18 protein-coding genes and 2 pseudogenes are annotated in these 19,457 nt (G+C 59.9%); 10 read left to right on the plus strand and 10 right to left on the minus strand.

Annotated features, from left to right (window positions below):
- On the plus strand, positions 1-481 hold a 481-nt coding region (locus ABD842_RS02310), incomplete at its 5' end, for an IS630 family transposase (protein ID WP_425553138.1).
- Positions 482-558: 77 nt separating this feature from the next.
- On the opposite strand, the gene ABD842_RS02315 is transcribed toward ABD842_RS02310, so the two are convergent.
- The 3 genes and pseudogenes from ABD842_RS02315 to ABD842_RS21160 all read right to left on the minus strand — a co-directional run.
- Positions 559-789, minus strand: coding sequence for a hypothetical protein (locus ABD842_RS02315; protein WP_345109495.1), 231 nt, complete (start codon positions 787-789; stop codon positions 559-561).
- A gap of 196 nt (positions 790-985) precedes the next feature.
- Positions 986-1,273, minus strand: a pseudogene (locus tag ABD842_RS21155) (DUF5712 family protein).
- A gap of 19 nt (positions 1,274-1,292) precedes the next feature.
- Positions 1,293-1,427: pseudogene (locus ABD842_RS21160) on the minus strand (hypothetical protein); the annotation flags it as partial.
- A gap of 1,151 nt (positions 1,428-2,578) precedes the next feature.
- Here ABD842_RS21160 and ABD842_RS02325 point away from each other — a divergent pair.
- The 4 genes from ABD842_RS02325 (at position 2,579) to ABD842_RS02340 (ending at position 5,823) form a co-directional block, all read left to right on the plus strand.
- The gene (locus tag ABD842_RS02325; protein ID WP_345109498.1) at positions 2,579-3,346 is read left to right on the plus strand and encodes a ParA family protein; all 768 of its coding nucleotides are present in this window, start codon (positions 2,579-2,581) and stop codon (positions 3,344-3,346) included.
- Positions 3,346-3,834 (plus strand): hypothetical protein, encoded by a 489-nt coding sequence (locus ABD842_RS02330; protein ID WP_345109501.1) that lies wholly within the window; start codon positions 3,346-3,348, stop codon positions 3,832-3,834. The genes ABD842_RS02325 and ABD842_RS02330 overlap by 1 nt, the downstream gene beginning before the upstream one ends.
- 635 nt (positions 3,835-4,469) lie before the next feature.
- Positions 4,470-4,652: a hypothetical protein gene (locus ABD842_RS02335; protein WP_345109504.1), complete on the plus strand. Its 183-nt coding sequence runs from the start codon at positions 4,470-4,472 to the stop codon at positions 4,650-4,652.
- Between the two features lie 133 nt (positions 4,653-4,785).
- Entirely contained in the window at positions 4,786-5,823 is a 1,038-nt protein-coding gene (locus ABD842_RS02340; protein WP_345109507.1) for a replication initiation protein, read from the plus strand.
- Between the two features lie 432 nt (positions 5,824-6,255).
- Here the strand turns inward: ABD842_RS02340 and ABD842_RS02345 are convergent, their stop codons facing one another.
- The 7 genes from ABD842_RS02345 to rsfS form a co-directional block, all read right to left on the minus strand.
- Entirely contained in the window at positions 6,256-6,555 is a 300-nt protein-coding gene (locus ABD842_RS02345) for a hypothetical protein (protein WP_345109903.1), read from the minus strand.
- Positions 6,556-6,721: 166 nt separating this feature from the next.
- The gene (locus ABD842_RS02350) at positions 6,722-6,946 is read right to left on the minus strand and encodes a transposase (protein ID WP_345109510.1); all 225 of its coding nucleotides are present in this window, start codon (positions 6,944-6,946) and stop codon (positions 6,722-6,724) included.
- A gap of 46 nt (positions 6,947-6,992) precedes the next feature.
- Positions 6,993-7,880 (minus strand): hypothetical protein, encoded by an 888-nt coding sequence (locus ABD842_RS02355; protein ID WP_345109513.1) that lies wholly within the window; start codon positions 7,878-7,880, stop codon positions 6,993-6,995.
- 79 nt (positions 7,881-7,959) lie between these two features.
- Complete coding sequence (locus ABD842_RS02360) at positions 7,960-8,751, minus strand: UDP-2,3-diacylglucosamine diphosphatase (RefSeq protein ID WP_345109516.1); 792 nt, start codon at positions 8,749-8,751, stop codon at positions 7,960-7,962.
- Positions 8,720-9,379: a LutC/YkgG family protein gene (locus ABD842_RS02365; RefSeq protein WP_345109519.1), complete on the minus strand. Its 660-nt coding sequence runs from the start codon at positions 9,377-9,379 to the stop codon at positions 8,720-8,722. The genes ABD842_RS02360 and ABD842_RS02365 overlap by 32 nt, the downstream gene beginning before the upstream one ends.
- 162 nt (positions 9,380-9,541) lie before the next feature.
- Entirely contained in the window at positions 9,542-11,659 is a 2,118-nt protein-coding gene (gene ftsH / locus ABD842_RS02370; protein WP_345109522.1) for an ATP-dependent zinc metalloprotease FtsH, read from the minus strand.
- An 81-nt stretch (positions 11,660-11,740) separates the two neighbouring features.
- Positions 11,741-12,127, minus strand: coding sequence for a ribosome silencing factor (gene rsfS, locus ABD842_RS02375; protein WP_345109525.1), 387 nt, complete (start codon positions 12,125-12,127; stop codon positions 11,741-11,743).
- A 41-nt stretch (positions 12,128-12,168) separates the two neighbouring features.
- Here rsfS and ABD842_RS02380 point away from each other — a divergent pair, with 41 nt between their 5' ends.
- From ABD842_RS02380 to rlmB, 5 genes are all read left to right on the plus strand, one after another.
- Positions 12,169-12,933, plus strand: coding sequence for a biotin--[acetyl-CoA-carboxylase] ligase (locus ABD842_RS02380; RefSeq protein ID WP_345109528.1), 765 nt, complete (start codon positions 12,169-12,171; stop codon positions 12,931-12,933).
- 274 nt (positions 12,934-13,207) lie between these two features.
- Positions 13,208-13,831 (plus strand): T9SS type A sorting domain-containing protein, encoded by a 624-nt coding sequence (locus ABD842_RS02385; RefSeq protein ID WP_345109531.1) that lies wholly within the window; start codon positions 13,208-13,210, stop codon positions 13,829-13,831.
- A gap of 220 nt (positions 13,832-14,051) precedes the next feature.
- Positions 14,052-17,042, plus strand: a complete 2,991-nt coding sequence (locus tag ABD842_RS02390) for a glycosyltransferase family 117 protein (protein WP_345109534.1) — start codon at positions 14,052-14,054, stop codon at positions 17,040-17,042.
- A 150-nt stretch (positions 17,043-17,192) separates the two neighbouring features.
- Entirely contained in the window at positions 17,193-18,410 is a 1,218-nt protein-coding gene (locus ABD842_RS02395; protein WP_345109537.1) for a GWxTD domain-containing protein, read from the plus strand.
- Positions 18,374-19,321 (plus strand): 23S rRNA (guanosine(2251)-2'-O)-methyltransferase RlmB, encoded by a 948-nt coding sequence (rlmB, locus tag ABD842_RS02400; protein WP_345109540.1) that lies wholly within the window; start codon positions 18,374-18,376, stop codon positions 19,319-19,321. Before ABD842_RS02395 ends, rlmB begins: the two co-directional genes overlap by 37 nt.
- Positions 19,322-19,457: the final 136 nt, after the last annotated feature.

Below are 19,457 nucleotides of genomic sequence, written 5' to 3' on the forward strand. Positions count from 1 at the left end.
TCTCACCTACTGCCGCCGCTACGCCCGCGCCGAAGGCGGGCAGCGGGCTCATCAGGCCACGCCGCTGCACGGCGGGCCGAACGTGACGCTGGTGGCGGCCCTGACCCCGACCGGGCTGCAAGCGGCCATGACCGTAAGCGGGGCGGTCAATGGCGAGGTCTTTGCCGCCTACCTGAGCCAGGTGCTCGGGCCCACGCTGGAGCCGGGCGACGTGGTCGTGCTCGACAAGCTGCCGGCCCACAAGGTCGCCGGGTTGGCCGAACTCGTCGCAGCCCGCGGAGCCCGCCTGCTGTACCTGCCGCCCTACTCGCCCGATTTTAACCCCATCGAGTTGGCCTTCAGCAAGCTCAAAACCTGGCTGCGCACGGCCCAGGCCCGCACCCGAGAGGCGCTGGAATGCGTCATCCAAGCCGCTACCGACTGGATAAGCGAGCAGGATGCCAAAAACTGGTTTGGCCACTGTGGCTACCACGTACACTAACCTGAGAAACGCTCTAAGTAACGGGCCGCAGCGTGGTGGCTGGTCTACATCTCAATGTCCAGCTTGGCGCTACGGCGCTATAGTTTCTCCGCAACATGCTCGAAGCGCTTGCTCTGCGCCAACTGGGTGCTGCGCATTGAGTGCTGCACCGCGTGCAGCGCAGTAGCCGCCTGGCGTTGGAGAGTGGAAGCCTGTTCCCGGCCGGTAGTCAGCAACTGCACGGCGTTGTCGATGGGACGGCTGCCGCGGGCCCGCTTCTTTACCCGGCTTAGCATGCGGCAAAAGGCCTTGTCAAACTGCCGGGCCATGGGAATACCCTCCACCCGCTCTGCCGCCAGCCGCCGCACCCGGGATACCAGCAGGTTTATGCGGGCGACTCGCTCAGCAATCTTGGCCAGCCGACCGGCGTCTTGGGTAGTGTCTCTTTCCCTTGCTTTGGCAGCAGCTTTTCGTGGGTCTGGGCACGTAGCTAAACTGCTGCTCAAACTAACGCCCGTCGGCTGCCTACCAGTGCATCAGGTCAAACCGCTGCCGGCGCCCGCCGGGGTTGAGGGTAATCTGCTGCTGCGCGTCGCGGGCACTCACGGTGGTGTATACGTGGGCCTGCAGTCCCGCACGCTTCTGCCCGGCCCTAGCCGGGCCGGCCACTACCTCAGGGCCGGTGCCCCGGGGGGTGCGATCCTAGTGCAGGGTGGCGCCCCACTTGATATCCTGGCTGCCTAGCTGCCGGCCGCCAGGCTGGGAGAAGTTCTGCGCGTAGGGGCGTATTACTTCCCGGGTGTAGGCCCTGATCTTGTCGGGGGCCGCTGCCGATGTGAGCCAGCTCCTGCTCGCTTGGGCTTAGCACCAAAAAGCAGGACTTAGCCTCCGTGGCCCGGGGGTCCTCCACATTGGCAGCAATGCATTGCACTAGCTGCCCGGCGTCCAACTCATCGGGGGCAGCGCTGAAAAAGGCCGCTTCCTACCCCTCCCCTACCGCCTCGTGCTGCAGGTAGTTGAGCATTTGCGCGCAGGTGCCGGTGGTGGTATAGGAGGCTTTTCCGCGAGTCTTAAGGTTGATACGCTTGACGTACATCGGGGTCAGGCACTGGTATTCTGGCGTCGTATTGGTTACTGTTTTCTCCCCTACTGCGCCTGCCCTACCCGGCTTTCAAATGTTTTGCTCCACTTACCCGGTCTATCTTTGCGAGCGGCTTCCGAGGCTTTCCGCAGCGGCTTTCCAGTGAGCGTTGTTGTCCAGGGTTACCCGTTTGCGTAGCTCAGTGCGCATCAGGGTTTCTCCAGGCTTAGCAGCCTTGCGGGCCATATTTGTTACTTTAAGTCAGGTACTTAGGCTTAAATAGCCCATAAATCAGCTCTTATCATATGTAATCGACTAAATATCTTAAAGTTATCAATTGTGCCAGGTGTTCTTCTTGCTGAGACTATTCTGCACTTAGCAAGCAGTTAGTCCAAAGCTAGTACGCCGCTTTTTGCATCAGTGTCAGAAGCCGCTGCCCACAATCTCTCCCTGGTTTAGCAGCTTCCAGATTGACCCGCTAACCATGCATTAGTCTGCCATCTTGGTTTTCTGCACAGCATTACGTTGATGTATCTTCATTACCCCGATAGCTGCATACCGCTCATTGGTGGGGGTTTATAATGGAGAGCACTTGCTGCAATTCTGCTTTTCTGTTGCCTAAAGTGCCCTATCGAATATTCCTTAGCCACAGATGACATAATCACAGTTATGCATTTCTGTTGTTCTGCATTTCTGTAATTACTAAACTAGCTTCGCCAGGCGCTAAGTCTGCTTTTATACATTTCTGTTTTTCTGTATTTCTGTTTTCGTAACAAGAGCAGAGGGCTTGGTACTGATTGCAGAATTGGTATTCTGCAATCACACAGTTCTACAAGAACCCACTTCTGTTTTAGTGTTTTAATATTTTTCTATTTAAGTACTTAATAACAGATCAGCTTTTTCGTATTTCTGAGTAAAAACACTTATGATTTTCAACAAAAATGTTTTTCTGCTTTTCTGTTTTTTGTTACTTTTGACTTGGTATCCTGCTGGTCCTCGTGACTGGCAGCTGCTCACGCCTTCAACCCGCACTGACTATGTCCAAGGTTATAAGCTTTGCCACCCAGAAGGGGGGCTCCGGAAAATCCACGCTGGCTCTCGTGCTCGCCGCCCCGCTGGCGACTGAGTACGGACTGCGCATCGCGGTCCTGGACTGTGACTACCAGCAGAGCATCGTGAAGACCCGCGAACAGGTCGACGCGACCAACTTTGCCCGGCTGCGCGAAACCAATCCTGACGCGGAGTATCCCTACGCTATCTACCCCTGGCAGCTGAGCCGCATCTTCGACTTCATCGACAACCCCGAGCATAACTACGACCTGATCATCATCGACATGCCCGGGCGGGCGGATGGCGACGACGTTTTCAATGCTCTGACAGCCTGCGACGCGGTCATCGTGCCGCTGGTGTCGGATTACCTGGACCGGGCCTCCACAGCCGAGTTTATGACCATCCTGGAGGCTATCAAGAAAGCGGCCGACGACGCTCAGATTGACTTTCAGTACTACGGTCTGCCCACCAAGCGCGTGGCGGGGCAGCGGGAGGAGAAAGAGATGGACGACTACATCGGCGGGCTGGGCCTCTCGCGCTTCAACTCCTACCTGGGCCACCGCAAGGCTTATACCCGGGCCTCGACACTCTACAGCCTGCTTAATCCGGCTTGGTCGCGCTACGCCGGCGGCACCAAGGACACCAGCGACGAAATTCGCCGCGTCTGCGAAGAGCTCATTGAGCGCCTGGGCCTGCCTGACCGCCGCAGCTCGGCCGCCGCATCTGCATCCACCACCTCAACCTCCGCTAAGTAATGGGCTTCGAGAAACCACAAATCACCCCGCGCCGCCGCATTGAAGTCCCCGAAGAAGCTCGCCGTGAGGCCCGTGCCGGGATGGGAGGGGAGGCCACCCGCACGGCGCCCATGCCATCAGCGCCGGTCGAGCCCGTAGCGGCACCAGCCTCAGTAGCTGCTCCGGCCGCTTCAGTTCCTGCGGCCGCCCCCATTGCTGCTGCGCCGCTGCCCGCGACCTCCGAGCTGGCTGTACCAGCTGCCGCTCCCGTACGGGCCTCTATCCGGGGCCGTAAGACCGTCACGGCAGCGGTAGCGGCTCCGGAAGCCGAAGTGCCGCTGCACACGGTCCAAATCGCTAAATCTGTGGTGCAGGAGATTAAGATGAGCCTGCTGCTGGCTACTCCTGGTCCGGATACGCCTACCACCATCAAGAATTACCTGGAAGCGGCCCACCGGCACTACGATGCCCACCTGCGGAAGGCAGGTAAGCTGCCGCCAGCTAAATAAAGGGAAGGTTTTGTGCAATGTCCGTAGCAGCAGCCCCGAGAGGGGCTGCTGCTACGGACATTGAGGCAGTAGGGGAGGGGAGGAGTAGAAGGGAACAATCCCGAAGGTGCCGGGAAATCCAGCTAAGTGGTTTACCGGGGGCCCAGGGAAGGATCAACTGCAGTGAGCAGCAAATCCGCGCCAGAAGCTGGTGGTTATTGGTGGCAGTGGCGTTGAAGACGTCATGCCCGGCCGTTGGTGATGAGAACGGGACTTCCCCGCGCAGAGCAGAACTGTTCAGCGGTGCCATTTTTCACGTAGATGCGGATCGGTCAGGAAACGGGAGACCGGTAGGGAAAGGGGGAGTGCCATTTTTCACGCAGATGCCCGGCGAGATTATATCGTCCGCACCGCATATTTTCCCGCTTCGTTCGCGCCGCAACTACTGTCTTTTCAACCCTTTAAAAGCTATTGCTCTGGTCAACAGGCCAGCCACTCGCTTTTTCCCACTCCAGATTTTTTAAAAAAAAAGCCGAAACTCTTCTGTCTTCTTAAGCTATTCTTTACTATTCTATATTCAGGGGTCCATAACTTGTTGATTATAAGTTGATAGCAAGCGATATCTACGTGAAGAATGGCACTCTGCAGCGTGAAGAATGGCACTCTGCAGCGTGAAAAATGGCACCAACTACGTGAAGAAGGGCACTCATCTGCGTGAAAAATGGCACCACTGCGTGAAGAATGGCACCAACTACGTGAAAAATGGCACTCTGCCCTGGGTGGGAATCTACGTGAAAAGTGGCACTCCCAGTAGAAAGGCTACTGCCCCTCCTGCGTGAAAAACGGCACTCCCGTAACCTGACCCTTTTGCGTGAAAAATGGCACCCTGGATTCTTTTACGTGAAGAAATATAGGTTTTCACGCTGATCCGTATATCTTCGTGAACTCCTACCTTTTCTGTCTCTGCTGCCCATGGTGCCTGCTGCCGCCCCCCCGCTTTACCCCCGTGCCTACCAGGCTAATGCGCTGGTGCGGGCTCCGCTGAAGCTCACTCACGTGGAGGCCCGCATATTTGCCCTGGCCCTGGGCTGCATCCACCAGGACCAGACTGAGCTGCCGGGAATTTCGATTCCGTTAAATCGGGTGATGACTCAGAAGAAGGGAGGTAGCGTCTACGAAACCATCCGTGATGCCTGCAAGAGCCTGATGTCAAAAGTAGTGAGCATTGAGTCGCAGACCGGTAACAAGAAGCGCTTTACGGCCTACTCCATCATCAGCTATATCGACCTGAACGAGGGCACGGGCTTCCTGACCGGCAATTTCGCTCCTGAGATCAAGCCCTTCCTGCTGCAGCTGGCTGAGCAGTATACGCACGTCGAGATTGAGACCCTGCTCACGCTTAAGTCCGCTCATGCTCATCGCCTGTACTGGCTGCTCAAGTCGTGGGATGACGTGGGGCTCTGGGAAGTCGACTTTGATACGCTGCGCAAGCAGGTGCTGGGCGACGACAATGATGTTACGTATACCCTGTTCTACGATTTTAAGCGCTACGTGCTGGAGCCAGCCCTGCGCGAGTTGCACTCCCTGGGCTGGATGGTCACCTACGACGCGTTGAAGGAGGGTAAAAAGGTGCGGGCAGTACGCTTCTCCATTCCCAAGCCCCTAGCCCGCCTGGACGGCGAGAATCAGCTTTTGCCGGCGCCTGGGAGGATTACCAGTAAAACCCGATCCGCCGAGAAGCAGATGAGCTTGCCGCTGATGGCCGAGCTGCCGACCCTGCACCAGCGCATTGTTACTCGCCTGCAGAAGCTGAAGATGACCGCGGCTCAGATCCAGCACGTGCTCGATTTTATGGAGGATGACGAAGCTAAGATTGCCCGGCTCATGAAAGTAAGTCACCCGCTGTTGCGCGATTTTGAGGCGGGCAATAAGGTATTCGATAACTTAGGAGGGGTGGCTACAAACCTGCTCAAAACCGAGTTCCCCGGCCTGTATCCGGTGCTTAAGTAGTCTTGTTGGCTGGACTCCAGGAAAGGGGTAGGGGAGTAGCTACCAAGTAGCGGCTGAATTGCCTTTTTTCGGGATCCGGGCCAAATGAGCAAGCAATTATTCAGGGGCTTTTTGTGCCTCCTGCATGAGGCAGCCGTTAAGGCCATCTAAAAGTCAAACAGGCATGCTAATATTCCCTAGCATGTCTCAGAGGCGGTTTTTAGATAGATCAGCCGGCTGGTCCCGTGCCACTTTCTGGCCTGTGCAAAAAGTAATACATAAAGGATAATAAAGGAAACAGACGTCCTGCTCTAAACAGCATTAATTAGTATAAAAACGATAACCGTAGTTATTTTTTATACTAATTAATGCTGTTTTTTTATTGTAGCAACTTATCCCCCGTAATCCCATTTTTGGGTGTTATAGCGGATTCGTGAACGGTGTGGCCAGTGGTTAAGTGGTCTGTGTATGGTAGCCGCAGTGATCGAACCAATTGCTGGCATTCTGGCTGGTAATCCAGTCGATGGCCTCTTGCAGTCCCTCTTTCAGCGCGTCGTAGGAGCGGGCCGCGCTGGCGCGCAGCTTGGTTTTAAGCTTGCTCCAGGCCTGTTCGATGGGGGTGAAGTCGGGCGAGTAGGGCGTCTTATAGCAGCGGGGGAATAAAATTACTGTAAGGGTTTTACCAGTTGATAATAGAACTATTCTGAGCCAGAAATAAAATATATCCCAGAAAATAAGTTGAATTAGGTTCAAAAAGTTGGGTTCAATAACCTGAATGACGATTTGTTTTTGAACCGTCTTTCTGAACCGTGATTTTGGCCTGTCTACGTTATGGAAGTTACATTTTGCAGCAGGTCAACAAGTTGTGGATTTCTGAACCTGCCTCGTAACCGCTTACAGTAATTTTACTCCCCCGCTGCTATAAGAAGGCCGAGTAGGGCGGCAGGAACACGAGCTCCACGCCCCGCTTGGCCAGCCACTCGCGCAGCCCCGTGAGGTGATGCACGGGCAGGTTGTCGAGCACCAGCACGTCGCCTNACACTGTGGCTACCACGTACACTAACCTGAGAAACGCTCTAGCAGCTTGCCGATGTGCTTCCAGCACCCGGCTGGCGGCAGTTCCCCTAAAAAGAGCCGCTTCCACCCGGAAGCACGCAAGGCAGGGGACTCATCATGCTGACGTTGGACCGCTACAGCTTGTAGACGAGGATGCTGGCCGGCGTCAGGACGTAGGCGTACTGCTCGCCGAACAGGACCTGCTGCACCTGGGGGACGTAGACGAGCAGGGTGCGCTCGGTGAAGTTGTAGAGGTGGAAAAAGTGGACCGTGTTTTCCGTTAGGTAGTACAGCTCATCATCACGGAAGCCCAGGGTGCTCAAGCCGAGGAAGGGAAGCTTTTTGCGGTAGTTACCCAGATTATCGAATACGAACACGCCGCTGGTGCGGTCGAGCAGGTAGAGGTTATTCTGGTACTGGCGCAGGAATCGAAAATCGGGCTTGGAGCGGCCAATAATCAGGTCGAGGGGGGTGCTCAGGGTCAGGCGCTGGGGCGAGGGGTCGAACTGGCGCAAGGTCAGGTCACTTTCGTTGAAGAGCCAGAGCCGGTCGTCGGGAGCCAGCGTGGCAGTGCGGATCTGGCCGTCGAGGAAGTCGGTGAGGCGCACCTGGGTAATGGGCGCCATAAACCGGTCGAGCAGCAGCACCTGCTGGCGGTCATCGTAGAAAACCAGGATCTTGGAGGTGTTCCAGGCTTCAATCTGGGCCGTGTGGCCCGGCTGAGGCGGCGAGTACACGTTCAGCGCCTGCCCGTCGGCGCCGTACTGGTGAATGTTGTCCTGGGCATCGGCTACGTAGAGGTTGCCGCGGCGGTCCACGGAGGCGGCGCCGGGCTTGTTCAGGGCAATGGTGCGCACCAGCGTCCAGCCGTTGGCATCGGGCACCGTGGCCGTCTTGGGCTCGGTGGCCGCCACGGGCGTGGTCGAAACCGGGGCGGCTTTGGAGGCCGGCGCCACCGAGGCCGCGGCGGGCACAGTGGTCTGGGCGTGAGACTTCAGAACTGAAAAGTTAGATAGCAGCACTGAGAATAACAGAAGCCGCAGCCCCCGGCCCGGCAGTCCGCGCTTTACGTTCTGAGTTCTGAGCTCTACGCTCTCAACTCTACTGCTGCTCAAAGTGCCGCAAGGCCAGATCATGTCCATTGTATACGGCGTAGGAACAATAATTGACCCACTCGCCCAGGTTCAGGTAGCGGCTGCCCGGCGCCACTTCCACATCGAGCGGCAGGTGGCGGTGCCCGAACACGTAGAAATCGTGGTGCTGGCGTAGCTCCAGCTCCCGGCAGTAGACCAGCAGCCATTCGTCGTCGCCGAAATACTGCTCATCCGAGGCCGAGTTCTGAATACGGCTGCGGCGACTCCAGGCGTTGGCCAGCCCGATGCCGAAGTTGGGGTGCAGGCGGGCAAACAGCCACTGGGCCACCGGGGAGGCAAAAATCTGCTTGAGCACCTTGTACGTGTAGTCTTTCGGCCCCAGCCCGTCGCCGTGCCCGAGGTGAAATAGCTGCTCGCCGATGCGCTGACTGACCGGCTCGCGCAGAATCGGAATGCCCAGCTCTTTGGTGAAGTAGTCGAACATCCACATGTCGTGGTTGCCGGTGAAAAAGCTGACCGGAATGCCCGCGTCGGTCAGCTCGGCCAGCTTGCCCTGCAGGCGCACGAAGCCGCGGGGAATGGCGTGCTTGTACTCAAACCAGAAGTCGAAGATGTCGCCGACCAGGTATACGGCGGCAGCATCGGGGGCAATCTGGTCGAGCCAGCGCACGATTTTCCGCTCCCGCTCAGCCGAGCGGGCCACGTCGGGGGCGCCGAGGTGAAAGTCAGACGCAAAATATACCTGGCGGCCGGGTGGCAGGGCGAGGTCAGGCAGTTGCTTGGGGAGCGTCTTCGTCATCCAGTAAAAACAACACGATGCTGCGCGGGCCGTGGGCGCCGAGCACCAGCGTTTTCTCAATATCCGCCGTCCGGCTCGGGCCGGTGGTCAAAGAAATCATGGAGGGCAGCTTGTCGCCGTAGTACTGCTGCACCCCGCGCAGGGCGTCGCCGATGTCAGGCACAATCTGGGAGGTGCGGGCCAGTACCAGGTGCTGGTCGGGGTAGATACTCAGGCGCCGCCCGCTGGAGCTGCCGGCACTGACCAGCACGCTGCCGGTACGGGCCACCAGCGCCTCGCAGGTGGTCAGACCAGCGTCGGCTTTGGCAATCCAGTCGGTTTCGTCGCCGATGAAGCCAATGCCGCCGGCGTGCAGCAGCTTTTTGAGCTCCGGCTCCCACACGAACAGGTTGTCGAGGCTCTTCTCCTTTTTGTAGGTAAAAAGCTGCTCGTAGAGGTGTTCGCGGGAGGCACAGTAGTAAAACAATCCGCCACTGCGCACGAAGCTCTCGGCAAACGTGACGGCCAGATCCCCGATGGCCGCCGGAAATACGGGCGCCGTAAAATCGGGGGCCGCCGGCTGCGGAGCCGGCTGCTGCAGGGCTTCGCGGATGCGGCGCAGAATAAGGTCGCGGGAGGATTCGGCCATACGGGCAAAGATAAGGTAATGGGCCGCACTAGCTACTCAACGCTGCCAAGCCGGGTTCATTGCCGCCAAAAATGGTGGCCCCTGGCTTTGGGTGACCGGATGGCCCGAACGCAAAAAAGCCAGCCGCAGGGGCTGGCTTTTCATTACTTACTATGTTTCCGCTTAGCTGATCGGCGCGGCGGCGTTGCCGTAAGGCACATCCGAGCGGTCCGAACCAGCATTACCATCACCCATTCCGGGCAGGTTGTTTTCGGGCAGGTCGTTGCTCAGGGGCACGGGGTGCTCCTGCTTCAGCTCGCTGAGTGTCTCACTGCGGTCGGTGCCGGCCATGTGGGCCTGATAGGAAGTCTGGGTGTCATACGGACGCTTACCCACGAGGCGGGTGAGGTCTTCCTGCAGCAGCACTTCTTTTTCCAGCAGCTCCTTGGCAATTACCTCCAGCTCGTGGCGGCGCTCGGTCAGCAGCTCCTTGGTCCGGGTGTAGGCGTTGGCCACGATGGTGCGCACTTCCTCGTCAATCATCTGCGAGGTAGCTTCCGAATACGGCTTGGAGAAGCCGTACTCATTCTGCCCTTTCGAGTCGTAAAACGAGATGTTGCCCAGCTTGTCGTTCATGCCGTACATCGTCACGATGGAGTAGGCCATCTTGGTGATGCGCTCCAGGTCGGACAGGGCGCCGGTCGAAATCTTACCGAACACCAGCTCCTCGGCGGCCCGGCCCCCGAGGGCCATGCACATCTCGTCGGTCAGCTGCTCGGTGTTGTACAGGAACTGTTCCCGGGGCAGGTACTGAGCGTAGCCCAAGGCCGCTACCCCACGGGGTACAATGCTCACCTTCACCAGCGGGTCGGCGTGCTCCAGGAACCAGCCGGCAATGGCGTGGCCGGCTTCGTGGTAGGCCACAATACGCTTTTCGCCGGGGGAAATGATTTTGTTCTTCTTCTCCAAGCCGCCGATGACGCGGTCTACGGCGTCGGTAAAGTCCTGCATCGTCACCATCTTCTTGTCGCGGCGGGCGGCAATCAGGGCGGCTTCATTGCAGACGTTGGCAATTTCGGCGCCGGCAAAACCGGGCGTCTGGGCAGCCAGCTTGCGGGCATCCACGTCGGGGCCCAGGGTTAGCGGCTTCAGGTGCACCTCGAAAATCTGGGTGCGGCCGTTGATGTCGGGCTTGTCGATGCTGATCTGCCGGTCGAAGCGGCCGGGACGCAGCAGCGCCGAGTCCAGGGTGTCGGGGCGGTTGGTAGCGGCCAGGATAATTACCCCGGAGTCGGTACCGAAGCCATCCATTTCCACCAGCAGAGAGTTGAGCGTGTTTTCGCGCTCATCATTGCCGCCGGGTACGTTGCCGCGGCTACGGCTACGGCCAATGGCGTCAATTTCGTCGATGAAGATGATGCAGGGCGCCTTGGCTTTGGCTTGCTTAAACAAGTCCCGTACCCGGGCGGCCCCCACGCCCACGAACATTTCCACGAAGTCGGAGCCCGACAGGGAGAAGAACGGCACGTCGGCCTCGCCGGCTACGGCTTTAGCCATCAGGGTCTTGCCCGTACCGGGAGGACCAACCAGCAAAGCGCCTTTCGGAATCTTGCCACCCAGGACGGTGAACTTCGAGGGGTTCTTCAGGAACTCCACGATTTCCTCCACTTCCTCTTTGGCTTCTTCCAGGCCGGCAACGTCCTTGAAGGTGATTTTCACTTTGTCGCCCCCTTCGAAGAGGGCCGCGCGGCTTTTGCCGATGTTGAAAATCTGGCCGCCGGGGCCACCGGCGCCGCCACTCATGCGGCGCAGCAGGAACCAGAAGCCCACCATCACCAGGATCATGAAGCCCCAGGTGCCGATCAGGTCCCCGTAGCCCTGGCGGGAGTCGATGTTGAGGCCGACCTGCTGCGCTTCGGGCAGCGTAGCCTGCATCTTGTCCAGATCCTCCTTGAACACCTTGCCGTCGACGACGCGGAAGCTGTACTGCGGGCCGGCGTCGATAGCCAGCGGGCCCCGACGGCCCAGCTCGGGGCTATACTTCTGCGTTTTGGCGGCTTCGGGCTTGAGCGTTACTTCTACCAGCCGGTCATTGACGAGCGTCACGTCGCGCACGTCCCCGGCCACCAGCATCTGCTTGAAGCGCTGCTGGTTGATGTCAATGTTAGAATTGCTGCGGTTGAGGAAGAGCATCCCGAAGATGAACACTACCAGCCCGAACAGCACCCACATCTGCATGCTCGGCCGCGGAGCGGGCGAGGGCAGCATGGGCTTCTTCTTTTTGGGCGTTATATCTGGCATGTAAAAGAGTTACTAAACGAAGAACAAAGGCGGAACACGCCGCCCACGTAATTGTTAAAACGAACTCCGGCCCGTTTTACTTTAAACGGCTGCCGTTTCCTCCGTGATGTAGCTGATTTCCGCGTCGCCCCACAGCTCTTCGAGAGCGTAGAACTGGCGCCGGTCGCGCAGGAAAACGTGTACCACTACGTCCACGTAGTCGAGCAGCACCCATTCGCGGTGCATACGGCCTTCGGTTTGCCACGGGCTTTGGCCGGTGAGCTTTTCTACTTCTTCTTCCACTGAGCGCGCAATGGCGTCGATTTGCGTATCGGAAGACGCGGAGCAGATGACAAAATAATCAGCCACCGCGTTTTTGAGATCCTTCAGATTGAGTACTACGATATCGGCAGCCTTTTTTTCCTGCATGCCCCGCACTACGATGTCTGCCAATCTGTCTGAATCCTGCCGTACCAGGGTACTTTTCATAGGGTATTGTTAGGTTTGAAGTCACAAAGTAAGAAAAACACGTGGAGGCACTATCCCCCCAAACGCTCTTCACGGGCCAGCAAATCATCTGGTTACCCGAATGTGCCTCGACAAATGCCGAGGCCCAGGCCCTTATTCTCAAAAACAGCGCCACCGACGGCTGCACCGTCATAACCGACAAACAGACGGCTGGCCGGGGGCAACGCGGCAACGGTTGGGAAGCGGCGCCCGGCGAGAACCTGACGCTGTCGGTTATCTGGAAGCCTTCCTTTCTGGCCGCCACCGAGCAGTTTCAGCTCAGCCAGGCCGTGGCCCTGGGCGTGCTCGACTGGGTACAGACCCTGCTGGGGCCCGACGCAGCCCTGCGGGTGAAGTGGCCCAACGACATTTTCTACGGCAGCCAGAAGCTGGGAGGAATCCTGATCGAAAACACGCTCAGCGGCGCGAAGATTCAATATACTATTGTTGGTATCGGGCTAAACGTCAATCAGCGGGAATTTGGCGCGCCCACCGCTACTTCCCTGGCCGGGCTGACCGGCCGCTCCTACGCGCTGCCCCCACAGGCAGCCCGCCTGCTTGAGTGCCTGGAGCGGCGCTACCTGCAGCTGCGGGCCGGCCGCGTGTCCCAACTCCGCTACGACTATCTGCAGGCACTGTACCGCTACCAGGAGCGCCACCCGTACGAGGTAGGAGGGCAGCAGGTGACAGGGCAGATTGTGGGCATCGACGAAACCGGCCGGCTGGCCGTGGAAATCAACGGGCAGCTTCGCTCCTTCGGACTCCAAGAAATCCGCTATATTCACTGAGAGGAATATTTTCCTTGACGGCAGCAACCTTTGGGCCGCCCGGGTCGAGTAGGATAACATAACCCGGCGGCCCGGGTTGCTGGTTAAACTTCCACGCAACCTGCTGGTCTGATTGGCCATCTGTAGGGTGATTTCGGGTGCCCGTTTCAGGCACGGTGCTTGTCTAGCTTACCCATAACTGCCTAAAACAGCCCATTTGGTTGCTGGCCCGCCAGAAAATCCGTTCCGCTAACCCAGGCTGCCGATCCGGCGGCTTTTACAATGACTGAATGCCATGAAAATCTCTACTCGTTTTCTGATAGTGTGGGCGCTGGTGCTCATCCAGTTCACCGCCTTTGCCACTGACTACACTGTGCAGGTGGGTGACAATTTCTATGAACAGCAGTTTTTGACCATCAGACCCACCGACCGGGTCATATTCCAGTACGTGGGGCAGACCAGCCACCCTACCGCTTCGGATAACGGGGCTTGGGTGACCTTTCCGATGAACTCGGCCAACCGGACCAAAATCATTGCCAACCTGCCGCTGGGCACTTACCCTTACCACTGCACGGCCCACGGCGGCCCCGGCTTCGGCCAGTATGGCATTATCACCGTCAGCAACGTGACGCCGGCCACCGAAGCCCGGCCCGCCACGCCTACGCTGAGCGTGTTTCCTAACCCCAGCCGGGGTATGGTTACGGTTTCGCTGCCCCAGGCCCAGAAAGTCGGCTCCGACTACAAGCTGCGTCTGAGCAACATTATCGGCCGGGAGGTGCGCACCGTGGCTCTGCAGCCCGAGCTGCTCAGCGCCGGTCTGCCCATCGACCTGTCGGATCTGCCCGCCGGCATTTACTTCTACAGCCTGCTGGCTGGCGACAAGGTAGTGACCACCAAACGGCTGGTACTGCAGAACTGACCCGTCGCCTTCTTCAGGTTTAGCCCCAAAAAAGCAGCCGCGCATCCCGGCTGCTTTTTTCGTGTCCTGTGCACAAGGATGCCGGATTTCTCCGTTGGAACGGGTGCGGCACGGCCGGATTTATTGCCTACTTTTGGCTCTTCTCTGATTCTCATTTTCTGACTAACCCCGTCGGGTATCGGTGGGTGGGACTGTTTCCCGCCCCTACTCCAAGCAACGTATGCGTAGTTACAAAAGCCTGAATAATCTGGTCGGCTGGCTGGTTTTTGCCGTTGCCACCATCACCTATCTGCTTACGCTGGAACCCACGGCCTCCTTCTGGGACTGTGGCGAGTTCATTGCCTGCTCCTACAAGCTGCTGGTGCCCCACCCTCCCGGCGCCCCGACGTTTTTGCTGCTCGGCCGCCTGTTTTCGCTTTTTTCCTTCGGCGACCCGACCAAGGTGTCGGTACTGGTGAATACGCTGTCGGCCCTGAGCAGTTCGTTTACGGTACTGTTTCTGTTCTGGACCATCACCATGCTGGCCAAAAAGCTGGTGCTGCAGCGCCCCGGTATGCAGAACGACCGGCTGGCGGAGCCCACTTCCGGCGAAACGCTGCTGATTCTGGGCGCCGGCGCCGTCGGGGCGCTGGCCTTCGCCTTCTCCGACTCGTTCTGGTTTAACGCCGTGGAGGCCGAGGTGTACGCCATGTCGGCCCTGGGCACGGCGGCCGTGGTCTGGATTATGATGAAGTGGGAAAACCGCGCCGACGAGCCCGACTCCGACAAATGGCTGATTCTGATTGCCCTCGTTGTGGGCCTCAGCATCGGCGTCCACTTGCTCAACCTGCTGGCTATTCCGGCCCTGGGCTTCATTTACTACTACCGCCGCCACGCCAACCCCACCATGGGGGGCGGTATCCTGACGCTGGTTATCAGCAGCGTGATTGTGGGCCTAATCCTGGCCGGCATCATTCCCGGCCTGCCCACGCTGGCCGGCGGCTTCGAGGTGTTCTTCGTCAATGCGGTGGGCCTGCCCTTCAACTTCGGCCTGGTGATTTTCCTGCTGCTGTTCGTGGCCCTGATCTGGTTTGGCTTCCGCTACTCCTTCCGCACCCAGAACCGCCTGGTGAACACGGCCATGCTGTGCTTCGTGTTTATTCTGATCGGCTACTCCTCCTACCTGATTGTCCCGATTCGCAGCTCCTACCACCCCACCATCAACGAAAACAACCCCGAGGATGTGCTGTCGTTTGTGAGCTACCTGAAGCGGGAGCAGTACGGCGACCGGCCCCTGCTCTACGGCCCGCAGTTCAACGCCCAGCCCGTCGACCAGAAGGACGGCGCGCCCCGCTACGTGCGTAAGGGCGACAAGTACGTGGTAGCCGAGTACCGCCTCGAAACCATCTATGACGCCGCCGACAAGATGCTGCTGCCCCGCATCTACAGCCCCGACCCGAACCACGTCTACAACTACAAGAAGTGGGTGGACGTCCAGGAAGGCGTAAAGCCGACGATGGGCCAGAACCTGGGCTTCCTGCTCAAATACCAGATCGGCCACATGTACTGGCGCTACTTCCTGTGGAACTACGTGGGCCGCGAAAGTGACATCCAGCAGGCCGGCGTGGTGTGGCCCTGGAGCGGCGGCAGCGCCGGGCTGCCCGAGCGCATTGCCGACAGCCCCGCCCGCAACAACTTCTTCGCCATTCCGCTGCTGATGGGCCTGCTGGGCCTGTTTTATCAGGCCCGCCGCGACGGCCGCAATGCCTTGGTGGTCGGCCTGCTGTTCCTGTTTACGGGTCTGGCCATCGTCATCTACCTCAATCAGCCGCCCATCGAGCCCCGGGAGCGGGACTACACCTTCACCGGCGGCACCTACGCCTTTGCCATCTGGATTGGCCTGGGCGTACTGGGCCTGGCCGATCTGCTGCGCACTATTCTGAAAGCCGACACCGCCCGCGCCGTGGCCGCCACCGCCCTGGGCCTGCTGGCTCCCGCGCTGATGGTAGCCCAGGGCTGGGACGACCACGACCGCTCCGACCGCTACAACTCGGTGGACTCGGCCAAGAACCTGCTCAACTCCTGCGCCCCGAACGCCATCCTGTTTACCAACGGCGACAACGACACCTTCCCGCTCTGGTACGCCCAGGAGGTGGAGGGCATCCGCACCGACGTGCGCGTGGCCGTGCTCAGCTACCTGAACACCGACTGGTACATCAACCAGATGAAGCGCGACTCCTACAAATCGGCGCCGCTGCCGATTTCGATGAGCTCCGACGACTACGCCCAGGGCACCAACGACTACCTGCCCTACGTGGCCAATCCGGCGGTGCAGGAAGTCAACCTGAAGGAGTTTATTCAGCTCGTGGATCAGAACAGTGAGCTGCTGCAGGTGCAGACCCAGAGCGGCCGCTCCATGCTGTCCTTTCCCACCAACAAGTTTTACCTGCCCGTGGATACGGCCGCGGTGCTGGCCCTGAACATCATCCCGAAGGACCGCCGCAAGCAGGTCGTGACCCGCATGGAGTGGGACATGGGCAAGGGCGCCATTGAGAAGAAAAACCTGGTGATTCTGGATATGCTGGCTACCAACAACTGGAAGCGCCCGATCTACTTCTCCAGCACCGTCAACTCCGACGACTACATGAACCTGCAGCCCTACTTCCAGCTCGAAGGCATGGCCTACCGGATCCTGCCCGCCCGCGACCCGAACTACGACCCGCGCAGCCAGGACGACGGCTACGTGGCCAAGGACATCATGTATGACAACCTGATGAACAAGTTCGCCTACCGCAACCTGGACCGGGCCGACATTTTTTACGACGAAAACAACCTGCGCTTCCCCGGCAACTACCGCCGGCAGTTTTCCCGCCTCACCGACACTTACCTGGCCGAGGGCAACAAGGCCAAAGCCAAGCAGGTGATGGAAAAGGCCTTTAGCGTGATGCCCGACAAGGCTATTCCCTACGACTACTACATCCCGCAGTTTGTGGTGCCGCTGGTGGCCGTCGGCGACAAGGCCCGCGCCAACCAGATCATGGACACCATGACCAACCGCGCCCAGCAGTCGTTGGCCTACTACAGCACCCACAGCAGCGCCCTGTTCGACCTGGAAGTGCAGACCAGCCTGATGGCGCTGCAGAGCGTGTACCGCGCGGCCCAGGAGGTCGGCGACCAGACCCGGGCCCAGAAAGCCGTGGAGCTGCTCAAGCAGTACTATCCCCAGCAGTAAGGCCGGGCCGGCATTTCCCCTCTGCCAAACCGCCGCTCCCACCCGGAGCGGCGGTTTTGTTTTGGGCCGGGGCCGGCAGCTTTACCCGAAAGTGAGCCGGGCTACGTTCAAGAAGCTGGTCCAAACCTGCTCTGCGCCGTGAAACTCGTTATGCTTCATTCCATCCGGTCCTTCTTGGTGCTGGCTTTCCTGCTGCTGGCCGGGGCGGCCCCGGCTCAGCGCCGCGATTTTGCCGGGCTCTACAACGCCGAGCGTCGCCTCCGGCTCGACACCCGCCGGGAGGCCGACAGCCTGCGCTTCTACCTGCGCTTTCCCAACGGCAGCGACCTGCAGCAGCGCCACCCGCTGCGCTTGGCGGCCTGGCTGAGCTACGACGCGAAGCGGCCACTCTGGCAGGACTCGGTGCGCCACGTAAGCCGCCGCATCCGGTGGGCGGGTTCCGCGGCCTGGGTCGAGTTTGCCCTGCCCGTGGCCGCCTTACAGCCCGGGCAGGTGCTGAGCCTGCACTGCGGCCCCGCCGACGAGGCTGGCGCCGGCGAAGGCGCCTGGCTACTGCTCACGGCCGAGCGCCTGGGCCGCACCTTCATCCTTACCGACTCGGTGGGCGACCCGCTGCTGAGCCGGGCCGTGCACCGCGGGCAGCCCGTGCGCATCGACAGCTACGGCCCCGAGCAGCCCGCCACGGCCCGGCTCTACTCCACGGCCAACTTTGCCGCCGCCCTGCCGCCCATGACCGACCTGGCCGCCCAGCCCGCCCCGCCCCGCACCCTGGGGCTGCTGGATTCGCTGTTTTTCCGCGCCGGCCAGGAGCTGCACCTGCAGCAGGCCGGCCTGTACGCGCTGCGCGTGGGCGGTAGTGGGCGCCCCCTGGCGCTGCTGGTGGAGGAAAATGAGTTTCCGACCCTGAAAACCGCCGATGAGCTGATCCGGCCGCTGATTTTCCTGACGACCTCCGCCGAGCGCAAAAAGCTCTACGATGCGCCCAACCCCAAGCAGGCCGTGGATAACTTCTGGCTCGATGTGGCCCGCGACAACCAGAACCTGGCCCGGCAGCTGATCCGGACTTACTACGGCCGCGTGGCGGATGCCAACCGGCTGTTTTCGGCCCACAAGGCCGGCTGGATGACGGACCGGGGCCTGCTCTACGTTGTGCTGGGGCCGCCGGAAGCGGTGTACCGCACCGCTACGGAGGAGCGCTGGGTGTACCGCAGTACGGGCACCGGCAATGCCACGTATACGTTCCGCCCCAAACCGAGTACCTTTGCTCCCGAACACTATGAATTGGTGCGCCGGCCGGAGTATGAACTGCTTTGGTATGCCGCCGTGGAGCAATGGAGAAAAGCACTGACCGCCCCGACCGGCCGCTAAAGGAGCGCCGCACGTATTTCGATTCCGAAAACCGCCCCGTACCCCGCGAAAGGGACCGGGACGAACGGCCCGCCGCACCCCGGGGCGAAGGCCGGGAAGGCCGCCCGGCCGGGGGTGATGCCAGCGCCAAGCCCCGCTACCCCCACCGCCCCGCCGCCGACCGCAGCATCGACATGCTGTTTGGCCTGCGCCCGATTCAGGAGGCGCTGAACGCGGCCCGCACGCTGGAAAAGATCTACCTGCTGCGCGGCACCAAGAACAGCATGACCCAGGAAATAACGGACCTGGCCAAGGCGGCCAACATTCCGGTGTCCCTGGTGCCCATTGAGAAGCTCAACGACCTGACCCGCAAAAACCACCAGGGCGCGGTGGCCTTCGTGTCGCCGATTGACTACCAGCCGCTGGACAACATTCTGGCCGGGCTGTATGAGGAAGGCAAAGTGCCGCTGCTGCTGCTGCTCGACCGGGTAACCGACGTGCGCAACTTCGGCGCCATTGCCCGCAATGCCGAGTGCATGGGCGTGCACGCCATTGTGGTGCCCAGCCGCGGTGCGGCTCAGATCAACGGTGACGCGCTGAAAACCTCGGCCGGCGCCCTGAACATTATCCCGGTGTGCCGGGAGCCCAACCTGAAGGAAACTATCAGTTTTCTGCAGCAGTCGGGCGTGACGGTGGTAGCCTGTACCGAAAAGGCCGACGCCAGCCTCGAAGCCGGCACCGTGGACCTGACCGGCCCCGTGGCCGTGCTCATGGGCAGCGAGGAAGACGGCATCTCGCCCGAATACCTCAAGCTCGCCGACCACAAGCTCCGCATTCCGATGGCCGGCCAGATTGGCTCCCTGAACGTGTCGGTGGCCAGCGGCATCATGCTCTTTGAGGTGCTGCGCCAGCGTCTGCTGGCCGGCGCGTAGCCCACCCCGTTTTTATAGCAAAAGGCCCGCTGGAAATTCTTCCGGCGGGCCTTGCTGTTTTGCAGAGTTTAGGGGCAAAGCCAATCTACTCGCCGCGCCCTGGCAGCACTTGCGCCGAATTATGGAGCCGGGGTGC

This window comes from Hymenobacter algoricola, from assembly GCF_039539525.1.
GTDB lineage: Bacteria > Bacteroidota > Bacteroidia > Cytophagales > Hymenobacteraceae > Hymenobacter > Hymenobacter algoricola.